Here is a 25,614-nt window from a genome sequence, read left to right on the forward strand (position 1 = left end):
CCAATACAGGAGTGAGAGGCGAAGCCATTGACCACCCCTCATTGAATGAGAGCGGTAACAGCCAGGGGAGGTCGGTTGGATCTCCACCGCCCCTGACCAACGGCACTGTCAGGGCTGTTTCAGCACCAGGGTGAGAATGTCGTAGCTGGCGACCAGCTCGCCCAGCTGGTTGGTCACCTCCACATCCCACGCCACCACGCCCTGGGGCTGGCCCAGCGGGCTGGTCTTGCCCTGGTCGATCTTGCGCTTGCAGGTCAGGCGCGCCTGGATGGTGTCGCCGATGCCCACCGGGTTGATGAAGCGCAGGGTATCCAGGCCGTAGTTGGCCAGTACCGGGCCTGCACCCGGGGAGACGAACAGCCCGGCCGCTGCCGACAACACGAAATAGCCGTGGGCGATGCGCTTGCCGAACTGCGATTGCTTGGCGGCGATCTCGTCGAAGTGCATGTAGAAATGGTCACCCGACAGGCAGCCGAAGTTGACCAGGTCGGCTTCGGTCACGGTACGCCGGTGGGTGAGCAGCGACTCGCCGATGCGCAACTGCTCGAAATAGCGGCGGAACGGGTGCACTTCGGTTTCGATCACTTCGCCACCGCGCACGTATTCGCCGGTTACCGCCGTGAGCATGCTCGGCGAACCCTGTACAGCGGCACGTTGCAGGTAGTGCTTGACGGCACGCAGGCCACCCAGCTCTTCACCACCACCAGCGCGGCCCGGGCCGCCATGCTTGAGCTGCGGCAATGGCGAGCCATGGCCCGTGGATTCCTTGGCTGCCTCGCTGTCGAGTACCAGCAGGCGGCCATGCCAGGCGGCAGCCACCGGGATGGCCTTGGCTGCCACGCTGCGGTCGGCGGTGACCAGGGTCGCCACCAGGCTGCCTTTGCCCCGCGCGGCCAGCGCCAGGGCTTCATCGAGGTCGTCATAGGCCATCAGCGTGCTGACCGGGCCGAACGCTTCGATATCGTGGGCACCGCCTTCGGCATGCGGGTCACGGGCCTGAAGCAAGGTAGGGGCGAAGAACGCGCCCTCGGCCACACCCTCGCCACGCGGTGCAAAGCCATCGCTGGCGCCGAACAGCTGGTCGCAGCTCTGCAGCAGGCTGCGCACCCGCTCGGCCACATCGTGCTGCTGGTCGTGGGAGGCCAGGGCGCCCATGCGCACGCCTTCCAGCGACGGGTTACCGACCACCACCTTGGCCAGCCGCTCACGCAGGCGCGTGGCAACGGCGTCGATGTGCCTGGCCGGTACGATGGCGCGGCGGATGGCGGTGCATTTCTGCCCGGCCTTGGTGGTCATTTCGCGGACCACCTCCTTGATGTACAGGTCGAACTCTTCGCTGTCCGGGGTCACGTCCGGGCCGAGGATGGCGCAGTTCAGCGAATCGGCTTCGGCGGTGAACGGCACCGAGTTGCGTACCAGGTTCGGTGTGACGCGCAACTTGGCGGCGGTGTCGGCGGAACCTGTGAAGGTCACCACGTCCTGGCCTTGCAGGCGGTCGAGCAGGTCGCCGGTGCTGCCGATCACCAGTTGCAGGCTGCCTTCGGGCAACAGGCCGGATGCATTCATCAGCCGCACCACGGCCTCGGTCAGGTAGCTGGTCGAGGTCGCCGGCTTGACGATGCATGGCATGCCGGCCAGGAAGGTCGGGGCGAACTTCTCCAGCATGCCCCAGATGGGGAAGTTGAAGGCGTTGATGTGCACTGCCACGCCGGCGCGCGGCACCAGGATGTGGCTGCCGGCGAAATGGCCTTGCTTGCCCAGCGGGATGGCCGGGCCTTCGTGCACCAGGTTGCCCGACGGCAGTTCACGGCTGCCGATGCCCGCATAGGAGAACAGCGTGGCGTTGCCGCCTTCGATGTCGATCCAGCTGTCGGCACGGGTGGCGCCGCTGTGGTGGGACAGGGCATAGAGCTGCTCCTTGCGCTCGGCCAGGTACAGGGCCAGCGCCTTCAGGCGGGCAGCGCGTTGCTGGAAGTCCATGGCCATCAGCGCGGCCAGGCCGCGGGCGCGGGCAAAGTCCACGGCTTCGGCGAAGTCCGGGCGCTCTTCGTGGCTGTAGGCCAAGACGTGGCCATCCAGGGCGCTACGCAGGGCCTGGGCGCCGTGCTGGCCAAGCCAGCGGCCGGCGATGAAGCTTTGCAGGGTAGGGGCGGCAGACATGCTGTTCTCCAATGTAGAGGGGGGCGCTGTTACCACAGCGCCACGGTGTAGCCGATGATCAGGCGGTTTTCGTCCACGGCGTTGGTCAGGCCATTGCCGGACCGGAAGGTGACGTTGCGCCAGCGCAGGCTGACGTCCTTGAACGGGCCGCTCTGGATGACATAGGTGATGTCGGTGTCGCGCTCACGCTCACGGCCATTGCTGACGGTGGCGGTCTCGGCGTGGCGGCCATCGGTGTAGCGGGTCATGAAGCTCAGGCCGGGGATACCCATGGCGACGAAGTCGTAGTCGTAGCGCACCTGCCACGAGTCCAGCCCGGCGCGGGTGAAGGTGTTGTAGGTGACCAGGTTGACGGTGAACGGGTCGCCGCCGTTCACGAACGGGAAGGCACTGTCGCCGGACATCTGCTGCCAGGCGGCAGTGAACTTGTGGGCCCGTACGCCGAGGGTGACCATGGCGTTGAAGTTGCGGTTGTCGATGTTGCCGGCACGCTCGGCGCCGTCGTTGCGGCTGTCGAAGTAGCGCAGGTCGGTGCGCAGGCTCAGGCCTTCGCCCAGCGGGCGGGTATCGATCAGGCCGACGAACTGCTGGCGGTAGATGTCCTCGAGCTTGGCGTAGTAGTAGCTGACGCTGGTTTGCGGGGTGATGGCGTAGCTGCCGCCGCCGAAGTCCAGGTGGTCGCTGCTGGCGGCGCCGTAGCCGATGTCGTCGCGGCCCGAGGAATCACGCAGGTTGGCCTTGGTCAGGCGGCCGGCGTTGAAGGTCAGGCCGGCCAGGTCCTGGCTGGTGAGCAGGCCACCCTGGAAGGTGGAGGCCAGCAGGCGGGTGTCGTTGTACACCACCACCGGCAGGATCGGTTGCAAGGTCCCCAGGCGCAGGGTGCTCTTGGCCACCCGCACCTTGCCGGTGAGGCCCAGTTCGCTGTAGTCATCGACCGGTTCATGGCTGTTCGGGCCGAAAGGCAGCAGGCCGGTATTGCGGCGGTCACGGCTGGAGTCGAGCTTGATGCCCAGTTGGCCCATGGCGTCGACACCAAAGCCGATCGGGCCTTCGGTGAACCCCGACTCCAGCTTGGCGGTAAAGCCCTGGCCCCATTCCTCGGCCTTGGCCTGCGGTGCGTTGCTCTGGCGGAAGTCGCGGTTCAGGTAGTGGTTGCGCAGCTCCAGCCGGGCGTGGCTGTCGCCGATGAAGTCTGCCATCGCCGGCATCGGCAGGGCGAGGGTCGCCAGCCAGGCGGCCGAAATGAAGTGCGTGCGGTTCATTGTTGTTGTTTTACCCGACATGGTTATTCTTCCCTGAGAGTCAGTGCTTGCTGGCGCCGGCAGCGCCGATTCCGGTCATGGAACGGATGAACTGGGCCAGGTAGCGGCCACGTTCCTGGCTGGCGCGTTCGGAACTGTCAGTGACCGAGAACACCCAGGCGCCGAGGAAGGCCAGGCTCATGGAGAACAGCGCCGGGTTGCTGTAGGGGAACAGCGCCTTTTCGTGATGCAGCACGTTGACCCACACCGCCGGGCCCAGCACCACCAGCAGCACAGCCGAAACCAGGCCGGCCATGCTGCCGCACACCGCGCCGCGGGTGGTCAGGCCTTTCCAGAACATCGAAAGCAGCAGCACCGGGAAGTTGACCGAGGCGGCCACCGCCAGCACCAGGCCGGAGAGGAAGGCGATGTTCTGCGATTCGAACATCAGGCCGAGGATGACCGCCAGCAGGCCGATCAGCAGGGTGGCGATACGCGACACGCGCATTTCCTCCTGCTCGCTGGCCTTGCCCTGGCGCACCACGCAGGCATACAGGTCGTGGGAAACGGCCGATGCACCGGACAGCGCCAGGCCGGCGACCACCGCCAGGATGGTGGCGAAGGCCACGGCGGAGATGAAACCGAGGAACAGATTGCCACCCACGGCCTGGGCAAGGTGCACGGCGACCATGTTGCCGCCGCCGATGATCGCGCCGGTGGCGTCACGGTAGGACGGCTCGGTGCCGACCATGACGATGGCACCAAAGCCGATGACGATCAGCAGCAGGTAGAAGTAGCCGATGAACCCGGTGGCATAGAACACGCTCTTGCGCGCTTCCTTGGCATCGCTGACGGTGAAGAAGCGCATCAGGATATGCGGCAGGCCGGCGGTACCGAACATCATGCCCAGGCCCAGGGAAATGGCGTCCACCGGGTTGGACAGCAAGCCGCCCGGGGCCATGATCGCCTGGCCCTTGGCATGCACGGCCACGGCGCTGGCAAACATCGCCTCGGTGCTGAAGCCGAAATGCTTGAGCACCATGAAGGCCATGAAGCTGGTGCCCGACAGCAGCATCACCGCCTTGATGATCTGTACCCAGGTGGTGGCGAGCATGCCGCCGAAGGTGACGTAGGCGACCATCAGCACGCCGACCAGCATCACCGCGTACAGGTAGCTGATGCCGAACAGCAGTTCGATCAGCTTGCCGGCACCGACCATCTGCGCCACCAGGTACATCAGCGCCACCACCAGGGTGCCGAAGGCCGAGGTCAGGCGCACCGGGGTTTGCGCCAGGCGGTAGCTGACCACGTCGGCGAAGGTGTACTTGCCCAGGTTGCGCAGGCGTTCGGCGATCAGGAACAGGATGATCGGCCAGCCGGCCAGTACGCCCAGGGCATACAGCAGGCCGTCGTAGCCGTTCATGAACATCATTGCCGAAATGCCCAGGAACGACGCGGCGCTGATCATGTCGCCGGCGATCGCCAGGCCGTTCTGCATGCCGGTCAGGCCCCCGCCGGCGGTGTAGAAGTCGCTGGCCGAGCGGGTGCGCATGGCAGCCCAGCGGGTGACCAGCAGGGTGAAGCAGACGAACACCATGAACATCGAGATGGCGGTCCAGTTCATTGTGCGCACTCCTGCTTGACCTTGTCGTTGAGCGGGTCGAGCACGTTGTTGGCGCGGTGCACGTAGATACCGGTCAGGGCGAAGGACAGCAACACCATCAGCACGCCCACCAGCATGCCAACGGTGGTCACGCCACCGCTGAGGGACTGGCCGAGGGTGCTGGGGGAAAACGCCACCAGCAGGACGAAGCCGTAGTAGATCACCAGCATGGCCAGGGTCAGGCTGCCATTGAGGCGGCGTTTGCGCTGCACCAGGTGCTGGAAGTCGGGGTGGTTGGCGATGCTTTCGATGCGTTCGGGGGTCATGGGTTGCGATCTCTGGGTGTTGTAATTGTTTTGTTGAGGTCACGCGGGTGTTGCGGTGTTGCTGAAGGCCTCTTCGCGGGTGAACCCGCTCCCACAGGTAGGGCGCTGCTCTCAGGTCTTGTGCAATCCCTGTGGGAGCGGGTTCACCCGCGAAGCAGGCGACGCGGTTTCAGAGCTGGTCGAAATCGAGCACCACCTTGTCGCTCACCGGGTAGGTCTGGCACGACAGCACGTACCCGGCCGCCACTTCGTAGTCCTCCAGGGCATGGTTGCTGTCCATCTCCACTTCGCCCTCGATTACCCGGCACTTGCAGGTCGAGCACACGCCGGCCTTGCACGAGTACGGCAGCTCGGCGCCGATGGCGTTACCGGCGTCCAGCACGTTCTGGGTGTTGCGTGGCAGGTCGAAGGTGAGGGCGCGGCCGTCGCTGATCACGGTGATGTGGCTGAGCGCCGAGTCCACCTGGCGCGCCGCCTCGCGGGCTTCACGACGGGCTTCGCTGCCGGCTGCGGCGAACAGCTCGAAATGGATGCGTTCCTTGGCCAGGCCATTGGCCCGCAGGCTGTCGCGCACCGTCTCGGTCATCGCCTGCGGGCCGCAGATGAATGCGGCATCCAGGTTGGCAACGTCCATCCAGCGCGAGAACAGCTGGCCGCACTTGTCGGCATCGATGCGGCCGTTGTACAGGTCGACATCCTGCTGCTCGCGGCTGAACACGAAAACCAGGTTCAGGCGGTCGAGGTAACGGTTCTTCAGGTCTTCCAGCTTGTCGCGGAACAGCGCGCCAGAGCTGGAGCGGTTGCCGTACAGCAGGGTGAAGCGGCTGTGTGGCTCGCTGGCCAGGGTAGTGGCGATGATCGACAGGATCGGCGTGATGCCGCTGCCGGCAGCCACGCCCAGGTAGTTGCCCTGGCGGGCCGGTTCCAGTGGCACGAAGAAGCTGCCCGACGGCGGCATCACTTCCAGTTGCTGGCCGGCCTTGAGCACGTCATTGGCAAATGCCGAGAAGCGCCCGCCAGGCACGCGCTTTACCGCCACACGCAGTTCGCCGTCCTGCACGGCACTGCAGATGGAGTAGGAACGGCGGACTTCTTCGTTGTCCAGCTGGGTACGCATGACCAGGTACTGGCCCTGGGTGAAACGGAACTGCGCCTGCAGGTGCTCGGGCACGTCGAAGGCAATCGACACCGCATCGCGGGTCTCGTTGCGCACTTGCTTGATGGTCAGGCTGTGAAACTGGCTCATGGCGTTCTCCACGGCTCAAATGCATTTGAAATAGTCGAACGGCTCCAGGCACTCGCGGCAGCGGTAAAGCGCCTTGCAAGCCGTGGAACCGAACTGGCTGAGCAATTCGGTATGGGCGCTGCCGCACTGCGGGCAGCACACCTGCGGCGCCTCGCCGAGCAGGCTGCGTTTGCTGGCGCTGCCCTGTGGCGGGGCGATGCCGTAGGCGCGCAGGCGCTCGCGGCCCAGTTCGCTGATCCAGTCGGTGCTCCAGGCCGGGGTCAGCCGGCGCTCCAGAGCCGGGGCGGGGAAACCGGCCTGTTCCAGCGCCTGGCGGATATCCCCTTCGATCACCTCGGTGGCCGGGCAGCCGGAGTAGGTCGGCGTGACGACCAGGTGCAGGTGCCCGGCGCGCCAGTCGAGGTCGCGCACGATGCCCAGGTCGACCACGCTGACCACGGGCACTTCCGGGTCCATGACCTGGGCCAGTACCGCCCAGGCCCGGGCCAGGTCGTCGCCGCGTGGCGCGCGGGCGCCACGGTCGCCGGCAATCAGCTCACCAGGTTGCATCGGGGTACGCCCTTGGCAGGAACTGCATCTCGGCCAGCAGCAGGCCCAGGTGCTCGGTGTGCAGGCCTTTGCGGCCGTCCAGGTAGAAGTGGCTGGCGGCCTTGGGCAACGGCAGTTCGACCGAAGCGAAGGTCTCGCCAACCTGCTTGAGCCAGGCCGCGCCGACGGCAGCGGGGTCGGCGGCGATACCCGCTTGCGCCAGGTGCCCTTCGTTATCGCTACCGGCAGCCAGTTCGACGGTGAAGCGCCACAGTGCCGGGATGGCCGCGAGCATGCGTTGGCGGCTTTCTTCGGTGCCACCGCCCAAGCGTTGCACCCACTCGCTGGAGCGGCGCAGGTGGTAGGTGACTTCCTTCAGGGCCTTGGCGGCGATGCCGGCGATACGCTCGTCATTCGAGCCGACCAGGCCCTGAAGCACGGCGAAATGCCAGGCGTCATAGAAGAACTGTTTGGTCATGGTCACGGCGAAATCGCCGTTGGGCTGCTCGACCAGCAACAGGTTGCGATAGGCACGCTCGTCACGGCGGAAGGCCAGGGCGTCGGCGTCACGGCCATCATCGAGCAGCTCGGCGGCGTACTCCAGCCAGTTGCGCGCCTGGCCTACCAGGTCGAGGCCGACGTTCATCAGGGCCAGTTCTTCTTCGATGGCCGGGGCGCGGCCACACCATTCGCAGAGGCGCTGGCCCTGCACCAGGGCACTGTCGCCGAGCAGCAGCAGGTAGGGGACAAGGGTTTCGTTGTGCATGGCCAACCTCACATGTGTCCGACTTCGTCGGGCAGTTCGTAGAAGCTGGCATGGCGGTAGACCTTGTCGTCCGCCGGGGCGAACAGCGGGTCTTTCTCGTCCGGGGAAGAAGCGGTGATCAGTGCCGAGGGCACCACCCACAGGCTCACGCCTTCGCTGCGGCGGGTGTACAGCTCGCGGGCGTTTTCGATGGCCATGGCGGCATCGGCGGCGTGCACGCTGCCGACATGCTTGTGGTTAAGGCCGTGCTTGCTGCGCACGAACACTTCGTAGAGGGTCCAGACAGACATTTTCGATCTCCGCATCAATCGCCGCTCAGGCGGCGTTCTTGTTCTGTTGCTTGCGCGCGTAGGCCACGGCGGCCTCGCGTACCCAGGCGCCGTCCTCGATGGCCTTGCGCCGTGTGGCGACACGTTCCTGGTTGCATGGGCCATTGCCCTTGATCACTTCGTAGAACTCGTCCCATTGGATTTCGCCGAAGTCGTAGTGGCCGCGCTCGGCGTTCCACTTCAGCTCCGGGTCGGGGGCGGTGCAGCCGAGCAGCTCGAGCTGCGGCACGGTCTGGTCGATGAAGCGCTGGCGCAGTTCATCGTTGGTCTGGCGCTTGATCTTCCAGGCCATGGACTGGGCGCTGTTGGGGGAGTGCTCGTCGCTGGGGCCGAACATCATCAGTGCTGGCCACCACAGGCGGTCGATCGCGTCCTGGACCATGTCGCGCTGGGCCTGGGTGCCGTGGCGCATCATGGTCAGGAGGATTTCGTAGCCCTGGCGCTGGTGGAAGCTCTCTTCCTTGCAGATACGGATCATCGCGCGCGAATACGGGCCGTAGGAGGTGCGCTGCAGCACCACCTGGTTGACGATGGCCGCGCCATCGACCAGCCAGCCCACTGCGCCCATGTCGGCCCAGCTGAGGGTGGGGTAGTTGAAGATGCTCGAGTACTTGGCCTTGCCGCTGTGCAGCTTGGCGATTTCTTCGTCACGGTCGGCGCCCAGGGTTTCCATGGCGCTGTACAGGTACAGGCCGTGGCCGGCTTCGTCCTGGATCTTGGCCATCAGCTGCAGCTTGCGCTTGAGGCTGGGGGCACGGGTGACCCAGTTGCCTTCGGGCAGCATGCCGACGATTTCCGAGTGGGCGTGCTGGGAGATCTGCCGGATCAGGGTCTGGCGATAGGCCTCGGGCATCCAGTTCTTGGCTTCGATCTTGATTTCGGCGTCGATCTTTTCCTGGAAGTTGCGCTCCTCGGGCGACATCTCTTCCAGCGACTTGACGCGCTTGACTCCGGTTTCCACTAGCTGTGCGTACATGTGTTCCGACTCCTGCTAAGGCATGAGTCATTTGTAAGCGATACAAAACATAACGTCAAACAGTTTTATGTGTATCGAATAAGTTTTGTGTATCGCTTTGCTGGTCAAGGGGGCTGCTGTGCAGCCCTTTCGCCGGCAAGCCAGCTCCCACAGGGACAGCGTCCATCTCCAGGGCAACCGCTCTCCTGTGGGAGCTGGCTTGCCGGCGAAAGGGGCGCAAAGCGCCCCCAGCAATCTCCCAGGCAAAAAAAAGCCCCGGACGATGCCGGGGCCGAAAAGGCAGCCGAATGAATCAGCTGGCCAACCGTTTGTCGAACACGTGGCAGGCCTTGCCCTCGGAACGCTTGAGCGTGCCGCAGGGCTGCAGGCGCACCTGGGTGCTGATGCCGATGTAGGTCTTGATCTGCTTGGTCAGCTCCCCGGTCAACAGCTTGCGCTGGCCTTCATCGAGGTGCTGGCACTCCGCACGCAGTTCCACGTGCACCTCGACACTGTCCAGGTTGCCATTGCGATACAGATGAATCTCATAAAGCTCAGAAAGCTGTTTTATTTTTAGTACCTGCTCCTCGATCTGAGTCGGGAACACGTTGACCCCGCGAATGATCAGCATGTCATCGCTGCGGCCGGTGATCTTGCCGATCCGCCGCATCGGCCTGGCAGTACCGGGCAGCAGGCGAGTGAGGTCGCGGGTGCGGTAGCGCACCATGGGCAACGCTTCCTTGCTCAGCGAGGTGAACACCAGTTCGCCCAGTTGGCCGTCCGGCAGCACCGCACCGGTGACCGGGTCGATGATCTCGGGGTAGAAATGGTCCTCCCAGATGGTCGGGCCATCCTTGGTTTCGATGCACTCCATCGCCACCCCAGGCCCCATGATTTCCGACAGGCCATAAATGTCGAGGGCATCGATGCCCAGCCGTTGCTCGATAGAGCGGCGCAGCTCGTCGGTCCAAGGCTCGGCGCCGAATATGCCCAGGCGCAGCTTGAGGTCTTGCGGGTCGATGCCCTGGCGCTCGATCTCGTCGGCCAGGTTGAGCATGTAGGAGGGGGTGACCATGATGATGTCGGGCTGGAAGTCGCGAATCAGCTGCACCTGCTTCTCGGTCTGGCCACCGGACATGGGGATCACCGTGCAGCCCAGGCGCTCGGCACCGTAATGCGCGCCGAGCCCGCCGGTGAACAGGCCGTAGCCGTAGGAGACATGCACCTTGTCACCCTTGCGCCCACCCGCGGCACGGATCGAGCGGGCGACCACGTTGGCCCAGGTATCGATGTCGTTCTGGGTGTAGCCCACCACCGTCGGCTTGCCGGTAGTACCACTGGAGGCGTGCAGGCGCACCACCTCTTGCTGGGGCACGGCGAACATGCCGTAGGGGTAGTTGTCGCGCAGGTCGTTCTTGCCGGTGAAGGGGAACTTCGCCAGGTCTTCCAGGCACTTGAGGTCGTCGGGGTGGGCGCCGCACTCGGCAAAGCGCTGGCGGTACAGCGGCACGTTGTCGTAGGCGTGCTTCAGGCTCCAGCGCAGGCGCTCCAGCTGGTGCTGGCGCAGGGCGTCGACACTGGCGGTTTCCATCGGGTCCAACAGGGCACGATCGGCATCATGGTACATGTTCATGGCTTCACTCGAATTGTTCTTGTACGCCGCGCGGTACCGGTTGCAGGCCGCACGGTGAGTGTCATGGAAGCAGCATATACGGCTGCGTTCGGTTCGGTAACAAGCCGATGGTCTGAGCCGCTCAGAGGCGTTCGATGACCATCGCGATGCCTTGGCCAACGCCGATGCACATGGTGCACAGGGCGTAGCGTCCGGCGGTTTCTTCCAGCTCGTGCAACGCGGTGGTGACCAGGCGTGCACCGCTCATGCCTAACGGGTGGCCGAGGGCGATGGCACCGCCGTTGCGGTTGACCCGCTCGTCGTCGTCAGCCAGGCCGAGCTCGCGCAGTACCGCAAGGCCCTGGGCGGCAAAGGCCTCGTTGAGCTCGATGACGTCCATGTCGGCCAGCGACAGCCCGACAAGCTCCAGCACCTTGCGGGTAGCCGGCACCGGGCCGATGCCCATCAGCCGTGGTGCGACCCCGGCCACCGCCATGCCGACGATGCGGCCGCGGGCCTTCAGGCCATGACGGCGGGCGGCGGTGCTGCTGGCGAGCAGCAGGGCGCAGGCACCATCGTTGACCCCGGAAGCATTGCCAGCGGTGACGCTACCGCCCTCACGGAACGGGGTACCCAGCCTGGCCAGTTGCTCCAGGGTGGTGTCGCCGCGGGGATGTTCGTCGTGCTCGACCACTTTGGCCGGGCCTTTGCGCTGCGGGATCTCGACCGGCACGATTTCCCGTGCCAGGCGCCCGAGTGCCTGGGCGGCGGCGGCCTTGTGCTGGCTGCGCAGGGCAAAGGCGTCCTGGTCGGCGCGGGAAATAGCAAATTGCTGCGCAACGTTCTCGGCCGTTTCCGGCATCGAATCGGTGCCGAAGGCTGCCTTCATCAGCGGGTTGACGAAACGCCAGCCGATGGTGGTGTCGAACAGTTCGGCCGCACGGCCGAACGCCTGCTCCGCCTTGCCCATGACGAACGGCGCGCGTGACATCGACTCCACGCCGCCGGCCAGCATCAGCCCGGCTTCGCCGCAGCGCAGGGCGCGGGCTGCATTGCCGATGGCATCCAGGCCGGAGCCACACAGGCGGTTGATGGTGGTGCCCGGCACTTCGATCGGCAGCCCGGCCAGCAAGCTGGCCATGTGCGCGACGTTGCGGTTGTCCTCGCCAGCCTGGTTGGCACAGCCGAGGATGACGTCGTCGATGGCTTTCCAGTCCAGTTCGGGGTGGCGCTGGATCAGGGCCTTGAGCGGGATGGCGGCCAGGTCATCGGCGCGCACGCCGCTCAAGGCGCCGGCATAACGGCCGATGGGGGTGCGCACGGCGTCGATGATCAAGGCATCGGCCAGGGTGTGTTCAGTCATCTTGCGTCTCCTGCGCCAGCACGGTGCCGCGCACTTTGTAGGATTTGCCATGGAACATCGCCACCAGCTCACCGCGCTGGTTCTCGATGCGGACGTGGTACAGGCCGGTGCGGCCCTTGCGGCTGACCTCGCTGGCGCGGGCGGTAAGCACGTCATCACGCAGCGCCGGGGCCAGGTAGTCGATGCTGCAGCCCAGGGCGACGGTGGCCTGGTCGTGACTGTTGCAGGCGAAGGCAAACGCCGAGTCGGCCAGGGCGAACAGGAAGCCGCCATGGCAGGTGCCATGCCCCTGGATCATGTCGGCGCGTACCGGCATGCGCAGGCATGCCTGGCCCGGACCGGCCTCCAGCAGGCGGATGCCCAGGCCCTGGGTGGCCTGGTCGCGGGCGTACATGGCCTCGGCACAGGCTTGTGCCAGTTCGACTTCAGTCATGCAGGGTGCCTCCTTTGGCTTCGCAGCGGCGTAACAGCAGGGAAGGGCGGTAACGGCTCTCGCCGTAGCTGCGCTGCAGGTTGTCGAGCACGCGCAGGGTGTGGGGGATGCCGATGTTCGCGGCCCAGGCCAGCGGGCCGCAGGGGTAGTTGACGCCGGCACGCATGGCCAGGTCGATGTCGGCGGCGCTGCCGACACCTTGCAACACGGCATCGGCGGCCTCGTTGGCGAGCATCGCCACGGTGCGCAGCACCACCAGGCCGGGCAGGTCGGCGACCGCCGTTACCTTCAGGCCGGCACGCCGCAGCAAGGCCACCGCCTGGTCACGAGCGTTGTCGCTGGTGTCGGCCGACCAGCTGATGGCGAGGCGGGTGGCGGTGGTGTAGTCCAGGGCCAGGTCGAGCAGCACCAGGTTGCGCAGGCCGTCTTCCCGGGCGCGCTGGCTGGCCAGGCGGCCATCGGACAGCGCCAGGGTGGCATCGCCCACCTGGATCAGGCCGCTGCCGGCGCGCTGGGTCACGGCGACGCCGCTTTGGCGCAGGCGCTCGACCAGCGGCTGCATCGCCCCAAGGTCGCCTTCGACGACGCAGGCATCGACGATGGCGGGGCTGTGCAGTTCGGCTGGCTGCGGGCGTTCGGCGTCTTCGGCATAGCTATAGAAGCCTTGGCCGGTCTTGCGCCCGAGGCGGCCTGCGTCCACCAGTTCTTTTTGCACCAGCGAAGGCTGGAAGCGGAAGTCGCCATAGAACGCATCGAAGACCGAACAGGTAACGGCGTAATTGACATCGTGGCCGATCAGGTCGGTGAGTTCGAACGCGCCCATGCGGAAACCGCCGGCATCACGCAGCAGCGCATCGAGGCTGGCGCAATCGGCTGCGCCTTCCTGCAGCAGGCGCAGGCTTTCGGCGTAGAACGGCCGCGCCACACGGTTGACGATGAAGCCCGGCGTGGAGCGCGTGTGCACCGGCTGCTTGCCCCAGGCCTGGGCGGTGGCATGAATGCATGCGGCAACGGCCGGGGCGGTGGCCAAGCCCGACACCACTTCCACCAGTGCCATCAGCGGCGCCGGGTTGAAGAAGTGCATGCCAACCACTTGGTGCGGGCGTTGCAGCCCGGCGGCGAGGCTGGTGATGGACAGCGACGAAGTGTTGCTGGCGAGGATGCAGTCGGTGGCGCACAAGGCTTCCAGCTGGCTGAACAGCGCCTGCTTGACCTGCAGGTTCTCGACGATGGCCTCGATCACCAGGCGGGCATCGGCCAGGGCTTCAAGGGCGTCTACCGGGCACAGCCGGGCGCTGATGGCTTCCCGCTCGGCAGCCTGCAACTTGCCTTTTTCCACCAGGCGGGCAAGTTGCCGGTCTATGCCGGCCACCGCCTGGGCTGCAGCGCCCGGGCGGTTGTCGTAGAGCTTTACCGGGTGGCCGGCCTGGGCCGCAACCTGGGCGATGCCTGCGCCCATGGCGCCTGCACCGATCACCGCCACCTGGGCATTGCTTGCGAGTGCGCTCATGATCAACGCCCCTTGAATGCCGGCGTGCGCTTGTTCATGAAGGCACTCACGCCTTCGCGATAGTCCTCGCTGCGCCCGGCCAGGCGCTGCAGGTCGCGCTCCAGCTCCAGCTGTTCATCGAAACCGTTGTCGAAACTGGCGTTCAGGCTGCGCTTGATCAGGGCCAGGCCGTAAGTGGGCTGGGTGGCGAGCTGGCGGGCGAGGGTGAGGGCTTCGTCGCGCAGCGCGGCATCGTCCACCACGCGGTGGATCAGCCCCCATTGCTGGGCCTGTTCGGCGCACAGGCGCTCGCCCAGCATGGCCAGGGCCTTGGCCCGTGCCATGCCGACCAGGCGCGGCAGCAGCCAGGTGCCGCCGGAGTCGGGTACCAGGCCGATCTTGCAGAAGGCCTGGATGAAGCTGGCCGAGCGGGCAGCCAGCACCAGGTCGCAGGCCAGCGGGATGTTGGCACCGGCGCCGGCAGCCACCCCGTTCACCGCGCAGACCACCGGCAGCGGCAGGTCGCGCAGGGTGCGCACCAGCGGGTTGTAGAACTTGTCGATCGATTCGCCGAGGTCCGGCATCTCGGCGCCCGGGGCGACGTTGCGATCGGACAGGTCCTGGCCGGCGCAGAAACCACGGCCTTCGGCAGTCAGCAACAACACCCGTGCTTCGCTGCTCTGGCGTACTTGCTTGAGTGCCTCGCGCACTTCCAGGTGCATGGCGGTATTGAAGCTGTTCAGTTGCTCGGGGCGATTCAACGAGAGGAGGGCGACGCCGTCCTCGATGGAAAACAGGATGTGCTGGAAAGTCATGACAGACTCGCTCCGTCAGTCGAGGGAAAGATGATCAGCGGCCCTGGAAGCGGGCCTGGCGTTTTTCCTGGAAGGCACGGATGCCTTCGTCGCGGTCGGCGGTGCCGGCCAGCAAGGTGAAGGCATGGCGTTCGAAGCGCAGGCCGCTGGCCAGGTCGGTATCGCCGGCCTTGAGCAACGCTTCCTTGGCCAGGCGCACCGCCAGTGGGGCCTTGGCGGCGATGCTGCGGGCGATGTGCAGGGCGCGTTCTACGGTGAGTTCCGGCTGGGTGATTTCGCTGACCAGCCCGGCCTGCAAGGCATGACGGGCGGTGATGGCTTCGCCGGTCAGCACCATTTGCATGGCCAGCGGCTTGCCTACTGCCCGCAGCAGGCGCTGGGTGCCACCGGCGCCGGGGATGATGCCGAGGTTGATTTCCGGCTGGCCGAAACGGGCGTCGCTGCCGGCGATGACGATGTCGGCACACATCACCAGTTCGCAGCCGCCACCCAGGGCGTAGCCGTTGACGGCAGCGATCAGTGGCTTGGCGAAGGCGGCGATGCTTTGCCAGTGGGTCACCCGGGGGTCGTTGAGGATGCCGACCAGGTCGCGCTCGGCCATCTCGCGGATATCGGCGCCTGCGGCGAATGCCTTGCGGCTGCCGGTGAGCACCACCGCGCGGGTCTGTTCGTCTTGCCCGGCCGCTTCCAGCGCAGCGGCCAGCTCTGCCAGTAGCTCGGTGCACAGGGCGTTGAGCGCCTCGGGCCGTTGCAGGGTAATGAGCTGGACGCCGTGTTCGGGCGCCTGCACATCAAGATATCGCGGCATGTCGGGTTCCTCTGGCTGCACGCACGGCACATCGTGGGGCCGGCATTTCTTGGAATTGTTTGCAGGGGCGTGATGTGGGGATCACGTCCAGGTGGAACCAGTATATGCATTACGCGATACACCAATGCAACATTCAAAATTGTTTCATGTATCTCTTTTTGCGGGAGTGACAACTGCATCAGCAAAGGGTTTCATGAGGTTGAATCGCTTCAGCTACTTGCAATCAACGCATAATGCTGAATTTATTGGAGTGCGATGACCCCAGCAAAAGCGATACACGACCATGCCGATTGACGCACCACAAGATTGTGATACAAGATCAAAGCGCATTTGAAATCATTTCAGGAGCTTTGCCATGCCTTGCTATCGACTGGACGGCCTGACGCCCGTGGTTCATCCGACAGCCTACGTGCATCCCAGCGCCGTGCTGATCGGTGATGTAATCGTCGGCCCTCGTTGCTACGTCGGCCCACTGGCGTCACTAAGGGGGGATTTCGGCCGTATCGTGCTGGAGGAGGGCGCCAACCTGCAGGACACCTGCGTGATGCATGGTTTCCCGGGTGGCGATACGGTGGTCGAACGCAACGGGCATGTCGGGCATGGCGCCGTGCTGCACGGCTGTCGCGTGGGCGAAGACGCCTTGATCGGCATGAACGCGGTGGTGATGGATGGTGCCCATGTGGCACCGCGCTGCATCGTCGCGGCCACGGCATTCGTCAAGGCGGGCTTCGAATGTGCGGCACAAAGCCTGGTGATGGGCTCGCCAGCCCAGGTCAAGCGCCCACTGACCGAACAGGAACTGGCCTGGAAGCAACGCGGCACGGCGGAGTACCAGCACCTGGCGCAACGCTGCATGAACAGCATGGTCGAATGCCCACCACTGACCGAGGTCGAGCCCGAGCGCCCACGCATGGAAGACACTGGCGTCAGGCCCAAAGGCCAGGCATCGGCATGAGCCTGGCAGCGTCACGCAATGGTCAGGCGGCCCGCCGCGCAGGTATAGTCGGTGCTTTAACCGCGCACAGTTCGCCCATGAGCAATCTCGCCCCACTGAACAACCTGATCACCCGCTTCCAGGAACAGACGCCGATCCGCGCCAGTTCCCTGATCATCACTTTGTACGGCGACGCCATCGAGCCCCACGGCGGAACCGTCTGGCTGGGTAGCCTGATCAACCTGCTGGAGCCGATCGGCATCAACGAGCGCCTGATCCGCACATCGATCTTCCGCCTTACCAAGGAAGGCTGGCTCACCGCCGAAAAGGTTGGCCGCCGCAGTTACTACAGCCTGACAGGGACTGGCCGCCGGCGGTTCGAGAAAGCCTTCAAACGGGTCTACAGCCCCAGCCAACCAGCCTGGGACGGCGCCTGGACGCTGGTGTTGCTCTCGCAACTGGAGGCCGGCAAGCGCAAGGCTTTGCGTGAAGAGTTGGAGTGGCAGGGCTTCGGGGCCATGGCGCCGAACCTGCTGGGCTGCCCACGGGCAGACCGCGCCGACCTGGCCGCCACCTTGCGTGACCTGGAGGCGAGCGACGACAGCATCGTCTTCGAAACCCACACCCAGGAAGTACTGGCATCCAAGGCCATGCGCGCCCAGGTGCGGGAAAGCTGGCGCATCGACGAACTGGGGCAGCAGTACAGCGAGTTCATCCAGCTGTTCAGGCCGCTATGGCAAGGCTTGAAAGAGCAGCAACAGCTCGATGCGCAGGATTGCTTCCTGGCACGTACGCTGCTGATTCACGAATACCGCCGGCTGCTGCTGCGCGACCCGCAACTGCCGGACGAGCTGCTGCCTGGGGATTGGGAGGGAAGGGCCGCGCGACAGTTGTGCCGTAACCTCTATCGGCTGGTGTTTGCCAAGGCGGAAGAATGGCTGAATGCAGCGCTGGAGACGGCTGATGGGCCGTTGCCGGATGTGAATGAAGGCTTTTACAGGCGTTTTGGCGGGCTTGTTTGAGGATTGGGTGCAGAGGCGGATTCTATATAACTACGCTAAATGAGTATTTAGTGTAGTTATACATAATTTGCATATACAGCATGGCAAATGGGGGGGATGCCTGGCCCTCAGGTGTCACGCGGTCCTCATGTATCTTTTGTCGCTTGTACTGATCACATCGCTTGCAGGTCAGCACCCACAGGGATGGTTCGTGGTTTGAGGTCTGCGCGAGATGTAAACAACTGTCCTCTCAATCCTGCGGGCCCTTGTAGGAGCGGCCTTGTGTCGCGATGGGCTGCGCAGCAGCCCCCAAGGTTTCAAAGCAGACGCATGAATTGTTGGGGCTGCCTTGCAGCCCATCGCGACACAAGGCCGCTCCTACAATTGACCGCGTTAACCGATCGACCGGGAGTTGGGTTGCCGGTGATGGGAAGCGTGACAACCTCAATGGCGCTGGCTGACAGGCGCTAGTCGTCAGTGTGGTCATGCATGCGCTGGATTTGTCCTGATAAACAAAGTCGAGGGTGACCGTACCAGGTTTCTTTCAAGCACTCAGGGTACAGGTGCAAATGGCTGGCCTGATGTCCAAGTCGCGGTAGCCAACAGTCCAAAAGGCAAGGCTAACGCATCTGGCACCAGGTCGGCGCTTGTGATGGTAAGCGAGCGATGGATCAGGACAGATTATCTAGACCAGAGAGCTTTCCCTGGTCCCAAAGTGCCTCACTCGTGGTCTGGTGACCAAATATAGACTAGCGCATAATGAGTATTATGTTAAATGACGTATTTGGAAGCGCCCGACCATATTTGTCCAATCCCTCACACCTCCGAGTACCCGGAAGTAATTCTCGAAATTTCTGGTTCGAAACATCATTCAGGACCGCGAACGCTCACCGCTGCGCACCCCATCATGATCAGCGAAAATGCCAGTACCATCGGAGCAATACCGAAGGTATGAACAAGTGCTCCCAGTGCCAGCGGAAAAACGGTTTGCAGACAGTTATTAACGGTCATGGACAATCCCACCGATTCATTGACCCGCTCTGCCGGCGCTGCGTCATATATCATTGCCAAGGAAACAGGCACGCCCACACCCAATGGCATCCCTAGGAGTAGGCTCAGAACGCTCAGGGTGACGACTTGATGGGCGAACGGTATCACGGCATAAATGACAGCACCGATGATCATTGCCACCACCAGCGTCGGTCGTGGCCTGGCATACCGCGTCAAGACGGGTGTGAAAAACCGGGAGATGAATGCCCCGCCGGCAAAAGCGCCGAGCAACCAACCCGCCTCGATGGGCGAGATGCCATTGGCAACGGCATGCAGTGATATCACGAACGGGAAAATGGTCTGCGCAGCGAAGAAGAGGCTGCTCACCAGTATCCAGACCATCAATCCAGGCACACGTAACAGCGGATAGATGCCTTGGCGGGCCAACCTCGCCAAAGGCCCACGACGCTCGTGCCTGAAATGATGCAGACGAAGACCGATTGCGAGAATGGACAGTACGGAGAACCCTCCCAGCAACGTGATTGCAGCGTTTGAACCATGATGCTGGTACATCGCCCCCGCCAACACTGGAGCCACCAGTTGGAATAGCGAATAACTAAGGATCAGGTACCCCAGATAGCGAGGGCGTTGTGCTTCTGTCGCGATTGAGCCGACAGCACGAGTGGCGGCCATATGGGTAAATACTGCACCCGCCCCCACGAGACCTGCGACGATCACGAGCGCGTACCGACTCGGAAATACCCAGAACGTCGTCGTTGCGCCAACGATGAGCAGCGCGGCGCTCATGATCGGCATCAAGGTCCCCGCGCGGTCCAGCCAGCGCCCGAATGACACGCTGAACACCATGGGGGCAGCGGTGAACGCTGCGGCAATGACGCCCACGAGCGTAGCGCTTGCCCCCAGCGAGAGCGCGATCAAGGGTACTACCAGGCGCGCCGAGCCCAGGGCAGAAATATTCAGCCCCGCGATCGCCAAGGTACCCATGAAATTTACCCTGTCACGGATGCTCATCCGGTCTGGTCGATACTGCTGGATCTGCCCCATAAGACCTTGCTCCACTCCAATCCCGTCGAACCAGGCAGCAACACACGCGCTGGTACGGGGGTGGCATCTCGCCTCACCCCAACCCCGTCAGGTATGACCAAACATCATGTGATGCGTGGTTATTGTTGTTGGATGGTTAGCGATTGCAGCGAGCGATCCAATTGGCAATGTATGAAGTGTCGCTTCTCGAGCAATGAACCGACCTTTACTCCTCGCAATACCGCGCCCTTCCCCGAGGAGCGTGCGGCATAGGAAGTAAGAAGCCGTTCATTTCGAAACGAGAGGTTTGAAGAGGTACCCGCCCTCTTCAGTTGAGCAAACCTGACCGAACGAAGGTGTGCTGAAATGGATCCCCGCAAGCAATGTCTGCGTATCAGCGCAAGCCGAGAGCAGCGCCTCTCTTGTCATCGTGGACTGACGCTGGTCATGATCACTCACGGTTGCCCAATGCGGCCTTGCGACTTGGCACGGGTGGTGAAACGCATCGCCCGCAATGATGATGTCACCACAGCCGCTATCGATCATGACGGCGATATGCGAGTGGGTATGTCCAGGGGTCGCCAAGATGGAGATGCCGTCACCAAGCTCACACGGTGCCTCGATGAGATTCACCAGCCCAGCCTCGACCACCGGGTGGATGGACTCGCCAAACGAGACAGAATGCATGTCTTGCGGGCTCCGCTGAGCAGCCTCTAGCCAATACTCATATTCACCGCGGGCAAAATGGTACTTGGCATTGGGGAAGGTAGGCAGCCACCTGCCCTCGTGTAGATAGGTGTTCCAACCTACATGATCGATATGCAGATGGGTACACAGGACATCGGTAACTTGGCCACGATCGATACCGGCGCGCTCCAGCGCTTCGAGAAAACCGGTCTCCATATGCTCCCACTCAGCGACCTCCGTGACGGTTTTGTCATTGCCGATGCAGGTATCCACGACCAGCGTGCGCCCATTCAACCTGACGATGAAACATTGAGATAGCGCATTCAATGAAAAGTCAGTATTACGATAGGGAGGCTTCAACCATTCGATTGCCCGAATATTGTCAGGCGTCGTATCAGGCAGGAGCCAAGCCAGTTGCGGGCCTATTTCCAACTCGATGACCTGAAAGATTTCAGCGGCACCTATCTGCGTACGTACTACCTCTAATGCCATGACACATCCCCTTCAATGGGCCATTTCCAATGTTCAATGTTAGCGCCATGCAATGGCAATACACGCGCACGCCTGACGCTCGAACGTCAGGCGTGCGGCGATCAAGGGGTCATGCCAGTACGATGGTTTTCGACTCCATGAAGGCCAACAAGCCCTCTACCCCGCCCTCACGACCAATCCCAGACTGCTTGAAGCCGCCAAAACCGATCGAAAAATCAGTGCGTGGCCCATTGTGCCCCACGGTACCGGAGCGAAGCTGCCGTGCCACTTGCAACGCCTTTTCACGGTCGTTGGTAAAGACTGCGGCATTAAGTCCGAACGGCGTGTCGTTTGCCATGCGAATGGCATCCGCCTCACTGTCGGCGGGAATGACACAAAGCACCGGCCCGAAAATCTCTTCCTGGGCGATGGCGGAGCGATTGTCGACGTTGGCAAAGACCGTAGGTTCGTAGAAGAACCCTTTTTTCGGGCTTTCAGGACGCTTCCCTCCCGTCACCAGCGTAGCCCCTTCAGCAATACCTTTTGCTACATAACGCTCCACGGTTTCCCGCTGACGCGCGCTGGCGAGCGGGCCGGAGGTCGTATCGTCGGCAAACGGGTCGCCGATGACGATCTTGCGCGCGATGTTCGCCAGCGCGTCGACCATCTGGTCGTGCTTCGCCCGTGGAACGATCACCCTGGTCAGGCTATGGCAGATCTGGCCGGTGTTATAACCAAAATAGGAGTTGCCCAAGGTGGTGGCGGCCGTTTCGATGTCATAGTCGTCAAGCACCACGGCCGGCGACTTGCCTCCCAGCTCAAGCGTTACGCGGGCGACACGATCCCCAGCGATAGAGGCGATCCTACGGCCCGCTCCGGTCGACCCGGTGAAGGTAATTTTGTCCACGCCCGGATGGCGAACCAACTCCTCGGACACATCCCTGTCCGCCGTCACGACGTTGATGACGCCTGGAGGCAGCCCGATCTCCTCGCAGATCTGCGCGAGCAGGTACGCCGAACATGGCGCTTCCGGCGGTGATTTGATGACCATCGTGCACCCGGCTAGCAGCGCCGGCGCGGTCTTGTAGGCCATCAGCCCCGCAGGGCCATTCCAAGGAATGATCTGCCCCACTACACCGACCGGTTCATAAACGCGATAGGCAGGGTTACCGGTCACCGACTGATGCGCCTCGCTGAAAGCAAAGGACGAGGCCATCGCCGCGTATTGCCGAAACGCGCCACTGATGAACAGGCCAATACGCGGTTGAGCGACCTTGTAGACAATGCCTGTTTCGATAGACCAGATGCGCGCGAACTCATCATTCAGCGCCTCGAGGCGCTCGGCAATTTTTTCCAGGTAGACGGCACGCTCCTGTGGGCTTAAGCGCGGCCAGGGCCCGTCGTCAAAGGCCTCACGCGCCGCGTTGATCGCCCGCTGCATATCCTCGGAAGAGGCTTTCGCCACAGTGGCGACGACCTCCTCGGTCGAGCAGTCGAGTACATCGAAGGTTTCAGAGGTGGCGGGCACCACCCACTGCCCACCGATGAATAGCCGATCGGGGTGTTTCAGGGAAATGGCTCTTTCGGTCATGATGATCTCCATTGGGCACCAATGCGCCGCTGAACGGGTTGGCCAGAACATCGGGCGGTCAGAAGACGATCACGCCCTTGCCGCCAGTCTGCTGGTTGAAATCGGCATAGGCCTCACCGGCCTGCTCAAGGGACCACTCGCTGGAAAACAGCTTGTCCACCTCGACACCATGGGCCGCGATGAAGCGCGCACAGTCGCTCATGCCGACCTCCGAAACCGTGAATGAGCCCACCAGGGTTCGCTGCTTGCCGATTAGGTCCTTCATGACATCAAGGCTCAGGTTACCGCCCACCGACACCAGGGCAATCCGCCCCCAGATACTGGTGCTGCGCACGGCTTGGCTACGGGGTATCTCACCACCGGCACACTCCATGGCGCAGGAGGCGCCTTTGCCGGCCGTGAGCCTGTGAATCTGCTCGACCGGGTCAACTCGGCTGGCATCGATGGCATGCGCTACACCAAACGCCTTCGCGTTCTGCACGCGTTCGGCGTTGATATCGACGCCGATCACCTCCACGCCCATGGCCGCCGCCAACTGCGCGGCGGAAAGCCCGACGGGCCCCAGGCCATAGATCGCCAGCGTGTCGCGGGCGGTGACGCCAAGGCGAAGCAAAGCGCCATAGGCCGTACCCGTGCCACAAGCAATGGCGGCACCGCCCTTGAACGAAATGTCTTGAGGTAGATGGATCAGCGAAGACACCGGGACCTTCATGTAGGTGGCATGCCCGCCGTGGTTGAGTACGCCATAGATGTCGGCGCCGTGATCGCACAACTGGGTCCAGCCGCTGCGGCAATGCTCGCAGTGGCTGCACCCCTTGTAATGAAAGACGATGACCCGATCGCCGGGCTTGAATGCCCGCGCATCGACACCGGCTCCCACCGCGGCGATTACCCCACAGGGTTCATGCCCACCGATGATGTCGTCGCCGCGCATGCGCTCCTTCAGGCCGAGCATACCAAGTGCCTCGTGCATGCCGTGCCGGTAGTAATGCAGGTCGGTACCGCACATGCCGGAGGCCTTCATCTCGATGATGGCCTCGCCCGGTCCTGGGGTGGGGTCCGGGAAGTCCTTGACCTGGACTTCGCACTGCCCCTTGAAAATCATGCCTCGCATTCAACGCCCTCAGCATCTGCTTGATTGTTGTTGGTGGTCAGGTGCTGTCGTTGCGCTCGAATATCCCTGTGCAGTTGCCAGGGAACGAAACACGCCGCGCATATGGCCAGCACCGGGACAGGCAATATCCCTCTGGCTTGAGGCTAAGAGCATCTCGGGCGTGGGGCAAACGCGATAAATCGAAGCGTCAATTCGTTCTGGGCGAAGCAGTTTCAGGGTTCGCCAGGAGCGAATCGGGGCTTGCGAATTCTTCAGCCGAAACAGCAGGCGCAATTGGCTGCTCTGCTTCATCGTTATCCCGCTATCGCACCCGCGCACAACCACTGCCCCGGGACGTTGCGTACACGGTGATTCAACGCAGAGGAGTGACCCAGTGACCTGACAGGCCCGATCAACTCGACGACACCCAAACAGGAATAGAAACAACAACAAGATCATTCCAGTTTCAGAGGTACAGCCATGTTGTTCCGTTCGAAGACACAGTCAAAAACCCGTGCGCCTGCACGGCCACCCGCCATTCAGTCGCGCCCCGCGCTCCAGCGCCCTTCGGTACTTCAGTGCGCGACGGTACTGACCCTTGCCGGTTTGTGCAGTGCGTTCCCCGCCGTGGCAGAAGACCAGATCAACCTGAAGTTCACTCACCGCTTCTCATCGAAACACTATGCCTGGACCCACGGCGGTGGCGTATTCACCCAGGCGGTGGAGAAGGCCTCAAACGGCAGGGTGACGTTTGAAACCTACCCCGCCGCACAATTGGGAAAAGACTATTTCAGCCTGCTCCGCTCGGGGTTGGCCGATATAGCTGTTTTCATTCCTGCGTATGAGTCGGACAAACTTCCGATGTCCACGGTCGCTGAACTGCCGAACATGTACAGCAATATATGCCAGGGCACCCGCACGCTGGCGACCATGGTCAGTGACACAGGCACCATCGGCAAATCCGAGTACAACCGCCACGGGCTTCACGTGCTGTTCGTGACCCTGATGCCGCCCTATACCTTCATGACCTCGAAGCAACCTACCGCCAGCCTGGAGGCGATGGAGGGGTTGAAGATCCGCGGGGCCGGGGCGGCCATGACCAAGACGGTACAGGCTCTGGACGCGGTGCCTGTGCAAATCTCCGCTTCGGAGGTGTACGAGGCGCTGTCGCGCGGCACCATCGACGGCGCCGTCTACCCCTACAACGCGCTGACGCCCTACGCCCTCGAAGACCAGCTCAAGTACTCCGTCGACGGTGTAAGCCTGGGTGGAACGGCCGTGGTGTATGCGATCAGCAGCAAAAGGTGGAATGCGCTGCCCGCGGAAGTGAAAACCATCATGAACCAAGCGGCGCAGTCCACCCAGGCCTCGATGTGCCAATGGCTGGACGAGGAAAACGTCAGGATCAAGAACCTGATCGTCAGGGACAACGGCCATATAGTGACGCAGTTGCCCGCCGAGGATCTGGCCAAGCTGACGCTTGCCATGCAGCAGGTCAAGAAGAGCTGGGCGCAGGTCATGGATGCGGCCCATCACGACGGCAGTGCACTGCTTGAGGAGTACCACCAGCTGTTCGTGGCTTCAGAACGATAACCTGCCGCTTACCTGAGAGCCTTTCCATGAAATCGATAATTCAAGTACTAGAGAAGTCCAGCACGCTGCTCGCGGGTATCTGCCTGCTAATCACCATGTTCCTCATCAGCGCCGACGCGGTTGCCCGCTACATGTTCCATTCGCCCATTCCCTGGACGATGGACGTCATCAGCTATTACCTCATGGTGGTTATTTCCTACCTGGCGATCTCCGATACATTCCGGCATGGCGACCATATCCAACTGGACCTGTTCCTTAACCGCATGAGCCCGCGCACAAAGCTGATTTCAGATACCGCGTGCTCGCTCTTGGCGGCCTGCGTGTTCGTGGTTATCGCCATTGGCAGCACCCTCAGCATGATCGAGTCGTTTCAGGCAGACGAGTTTCTCACCGGGTATGTCAACTGGCCGGTCTGGCTGAGCTACTTGCCCATCAGTGCAGGCAGCGCCCTGCTGTCTTTGCGCCTGATCCATCACTGCTCGCTGCTATTGAGCAGTGGCCAGGATGCGTCTCTCGAACAACCCGAGGAAGCCTGA

22 protein-coding genes and 1 pseudogene are annotated in these 25,614 nt (G+C 63.1%); 4 read left to right on the top strand and 19 right to left on the bottom strand.

Annotated elements, in window-relative coordinates; translation table 11 throughout:
- Window positions 1-108 precede the first annotated feature (108 nt).
- The 15 genes and pseudogenes from paaZ to paaF all read right to left on the bottom strand — a co-directional run bounded on the left by paaZ (window position 109) and on the right by paaF (window position 15,674).
- Window positions 109-2,160, bottom strand: coding sequence for a phenylacetic acid degradation bifunctional protein PaaZ (gene paaZ, locus CAG34_RS10115; protein ID WP_085589677.1), 2,052 nt, complete (start codon window positions 2,158-2,160; stop codon window positions 109-111).
- 29 nt (window positions 2,161-2,189) lie between these two features.
- The gene (locus CAG34_RS10120) at window positions 2,190-3,422 is read right to left on the bottom strand and encodes an OprD family porin (RefSeq protein ID WP_085589679.1); all 1,233 of its coding nucleotides are present in this window, start codon (window positions 3,420-3,422) and stop codon (window positions 2,190-2,192) included.
- 40 nt (window positions 3,423-3,462) lie between these two features.
- A pseudogene (locus CAG34_RS10125) lies at window positions 3,463-5,031 on the bottom strand (cation acetate symporter); the annotation flags it as partial.
- Window positions 5,022-5,330 carry a DUF485 domain-containing protein gene (locus tag CAG34_RS10130; protein WP_004376242.1) on the bottom strand — a complete coding sequence of 103 codons (309 nt, stop codon included), beginning with the start codon at window positions 5,328-5,330 and terminating at the stop codon, window positions 5,022-5,024. The pseudogene CAG34_RS10125 and the gene CAG34_RS10130, both read right to left, overlap by 10 nt.
- Before the next feature lie 169 nt (window positions 5,331-5,499).
- Complete coding sequence (gene paaE / locus CAG34_RS10135; RefSeq protein WP_085589681.1) at window positions 5,500-6,576, bottom strand: 1,2-phenylacetyl-CoA epoxidase subunit PaaE; 1,077 nt, start codon at window positions 6,574-6,576, stop codon at window positions 5,500-5,502.
- A 15-nt stretch (window positions 6,577-6,591) separates the two neighbouring features.
- Window positions 6,592-7,125: a 1,2-phenylacetyl-CoA epoxidase subunit PaaD gene (paaD, locus tag CAG34_RS10140; RefSeq protein ID WP_025339107.1), complete on the bottom strand. Its 534-nt coding sequence runs from the start codon at window positions 7,123-7,125 to the stop codon at window positions 6,592-6,594.
- A complete protein-coding gene (paaC, locus tag CAG34_RS10145; protein ID WP_085589683.1) occupies window positions 7,112-7,870 on the bottom strand; it encodes a 1,2-phenylacetyl-CoA epoxidase subunit PaaC in 759 nt (252 codons plus the stop codon). The genes paaD and paaC overlap by 14 nt, the downstream gene beginning before the upstream one ends.
- An 8-nt stretch (window positions 7,871-7,878) precedes the next feature.
- On the bottom strand, window positions 7,879-8,160 hold the full coding sequence (gene paaB, locus CAG34_RS10150; RefSeq protein WP_013972614.1) for a 1,2-phenylacetyl-CoA epoxidase subunit PaaB: 282 nt from the start codon (window positions 8,158-8,160) through the stop codon (window positions 7,879-7,881).
- 25 nt (window positions 8,161-8,185) lie between these two features.
- Window positions 8,186-9,175, bottom strand: coding sequence for a 1,2-phenylacetyl-CoA epoxidase subunit PaaA (paaA, locus tag CAG34_RS10155; protein ID WP_025339109.1), 990 nt, complete (start codon window positions 9,173-9,175; stop codon window positions 8,186-8,188).
- 292 nt (window positions 9,176-9,467) lie between these two features.
- A complete protein-coding gene (gene paaK, locus CAG34_RS10160; RefSeq protein ID WP_075045233.1) occupies window positions 9,468-10,787 on the bottom strand; it encodes a phenylacetate--CoA ligase PaaK in 1,320 nt (439 codons plus the stop codon).
- A 121-nt stretch (window positions 10,788-10,908) separates the two neighbouring features.
- Entirely contained in the window at window positions 10,909-12,129 is a 1,221-nt protein-coding gene (gene pcaF / locus CAG34_RS10165) for a 3-oxoadipyl-CoA thiolase (protein WP_085589685.1), read from the bottom strand.
- Window positions 12,122-12,562 carry a hydroxyphenylacetyl-CoA thioesterase PaaI gene (gene paaI, locus CAG34_RS10170; protein WP_013972610.1) on the bottom strand — a complete coding sequence of 147 codons (441 nt, stop codon included), beginning with the start codon at window positions 12,560-12,562 and terminating at the stop codon, window positions 12,122-12,124. Before paaI ends, pcaF begins: the two co-directional genes overlap by 8 nt.
- Window positions 12,555-14,072, bottom strand: a complete 1,518-nt coding sequence (gene paaH, locus CAG34_RS10175; RefSeq protein WP_085589687.1) for a 3-hydroxyacyl-CoA dehydrogenase PaaH — start codon at window positions 14,070-14,072, stop codon at window positions 12,555-12,557. The genes paaI and paaH overlap by 8 nt, the downstream gene beginning before the upstream one ends.
- A gap of 2 nt (window positions 14,073-14,074) precedes the next feature.
- Entirely contained in the window at window positions 14,075-14,866 is a 792-nt protein-coding gene (gene paaG / locus CAG34_RS10180) for a 2-(1,2-epoxy-1,2-dihydrophenyl)acetyl-CoA isomerase PaaG (RefSeq protein ID WP_085589689.1), read from the bottom strand.
- Between the two features lie 34 nt (window positions 14,867-14,900).
- The gene (paaF, locus tag CAG34_RS10185) at window positions 14,901-15,674 is read right to left on the bottom strand and encodes a 2,3-dehydroadipyl-CoA hydratase PaaF (RefSeq protein ID WP_085589691.1); all 774 of its coding nucleotides are present in this window, start codon (window positions 15,672-15,674) and stop codon (window positions 14,901-14,903) included.
- A 355-nt stretch (window positions 15,675-16,029) separates the two neighbouring features.
- Here paaF and paaY point away from each other — a divergent pair, with 355 nt between their 5' ends.
- A complete protein-coding gene (gene paaY / locus CAG34_RS10190; RefSeq protein ID WP_038409635.1) occupies window positions 16,030-16,629 on the top strand; it encodes a phenylacetic acid degradation protein PaaY in 600 nt (199 codons plus the stop codon).
- A gap of 77 nt (window positions 16,630-16,706) precedes the next feature.
- On the top strand, window positions 16,707-17,630 hold the full coding sequence (gene paaX / locus CAG34_RS10195) for a phenylacetic acid degradation operon negative regulatory protein PaaX (protein WP_075045237.1): 924 nt from the start codon (window positions 16,707-16,709) through the stop codon (window positions 17,628-17,630).
- Window positions 17,631-18,476: 846 nt separating this feature from the next.
- Here the strand turns inward: paaX and CAG34_RS10200 are convergent.
- The 4 genes from CAG34_RS10200 to CAG34_RS10215 all read right to left on the bottom strand — a co-directional run bounded on the left by CAG34_RS10200 (window position 18,477) and on the right by CAG34_RS10215 (window position 23,506).
- Window positions 18,477-19,664: an MFS transporter gene (locus tag CAG34_RS10200; RefSeq protein WP_025339117.1), complete on the bottom strand. Its 1,188-nt coding sequence runs from the start codon at window positions 19,662-19,664 to the stop codon at window positions 18,477-18,479.
- A 267-nt stretch (window positions 19,665-19,931) separates the two neighbouring features.
- Window positions 19,932-20,822, bottom strand: a complete 891-nt coding sequence (locus CAG34_RS10205; protein ID WP_085589693.1) for an MBL fold metallo-hydrolase — start codon at window positions 20,820-20,822, stop codon at window positions 19,932-19,934.
- Window positions 20,823-20,931: 109 nt separating this feature from the next.
- Window positions 20,932-22,392: an aldehyde dehydrogenase gene (locus tag CAG34_RS10210; RefSeq protein ID WP_085589695.1), complete on the bottom strand. Its 1,461-nt coding sequence runs from the start codon at window positions 22,390-22,392 to the stop codon at window positions 20,932-20,934.
- Between the two features lie 58 nt (window positions 22,393-22,450).
- Complete coding sequence (locus CAG34_RS10215) at window positions 22,451-23,506, bottom strand: zinc-binding dehydrogenase (protein WP_025339120.1); 1,056 nt, start codon at window positions 23,504-23,506, stop codon at window positions 22,451-22,453.
- Between the two features lie 459 nt (window positions 23,507-23,965).
- On the opposite strand from CAG34_RS10215, the gene dctP reads away from it, so the two are divergent.
- Together dctP and CAG34_RS10225 are read left to right on the top strand one after the other, a co-directional pair.
- Window positions 23,966-25,078, top strand: coding sequence for a TRAP transporter substrate-binding protein DctP (dctP, locus tag CAG34_RS10220; protein WP_085589697.1), 1,113 nt, complete (start codon window positions 23,966-23,968; stop codon window positions 25,076-25,078).
- A 26-nt stretch (window positions 25,079-25,104) separates the two neighbouring features.
- Entirely contained in the window at window positions 25,105-25,614 is a 510-nt protein-coding gene (locus CAG34_RS10225; RefSeq protein ID WP_085589699.1) for a TRAP transporter small permease, read from the top strand.

Origin of the sequence: Pseudomonas sp. B14(2017) (genome assembly GCF_002113255.1) — a bacterium.
Classification (GTDB): Bacteria; Pseudomonadota; Gammaproteobacteria; order Pseudomonadales; family Pseudomonadaceae; genus Aquipseudomonas; species Aquipseudomonas putida_Z.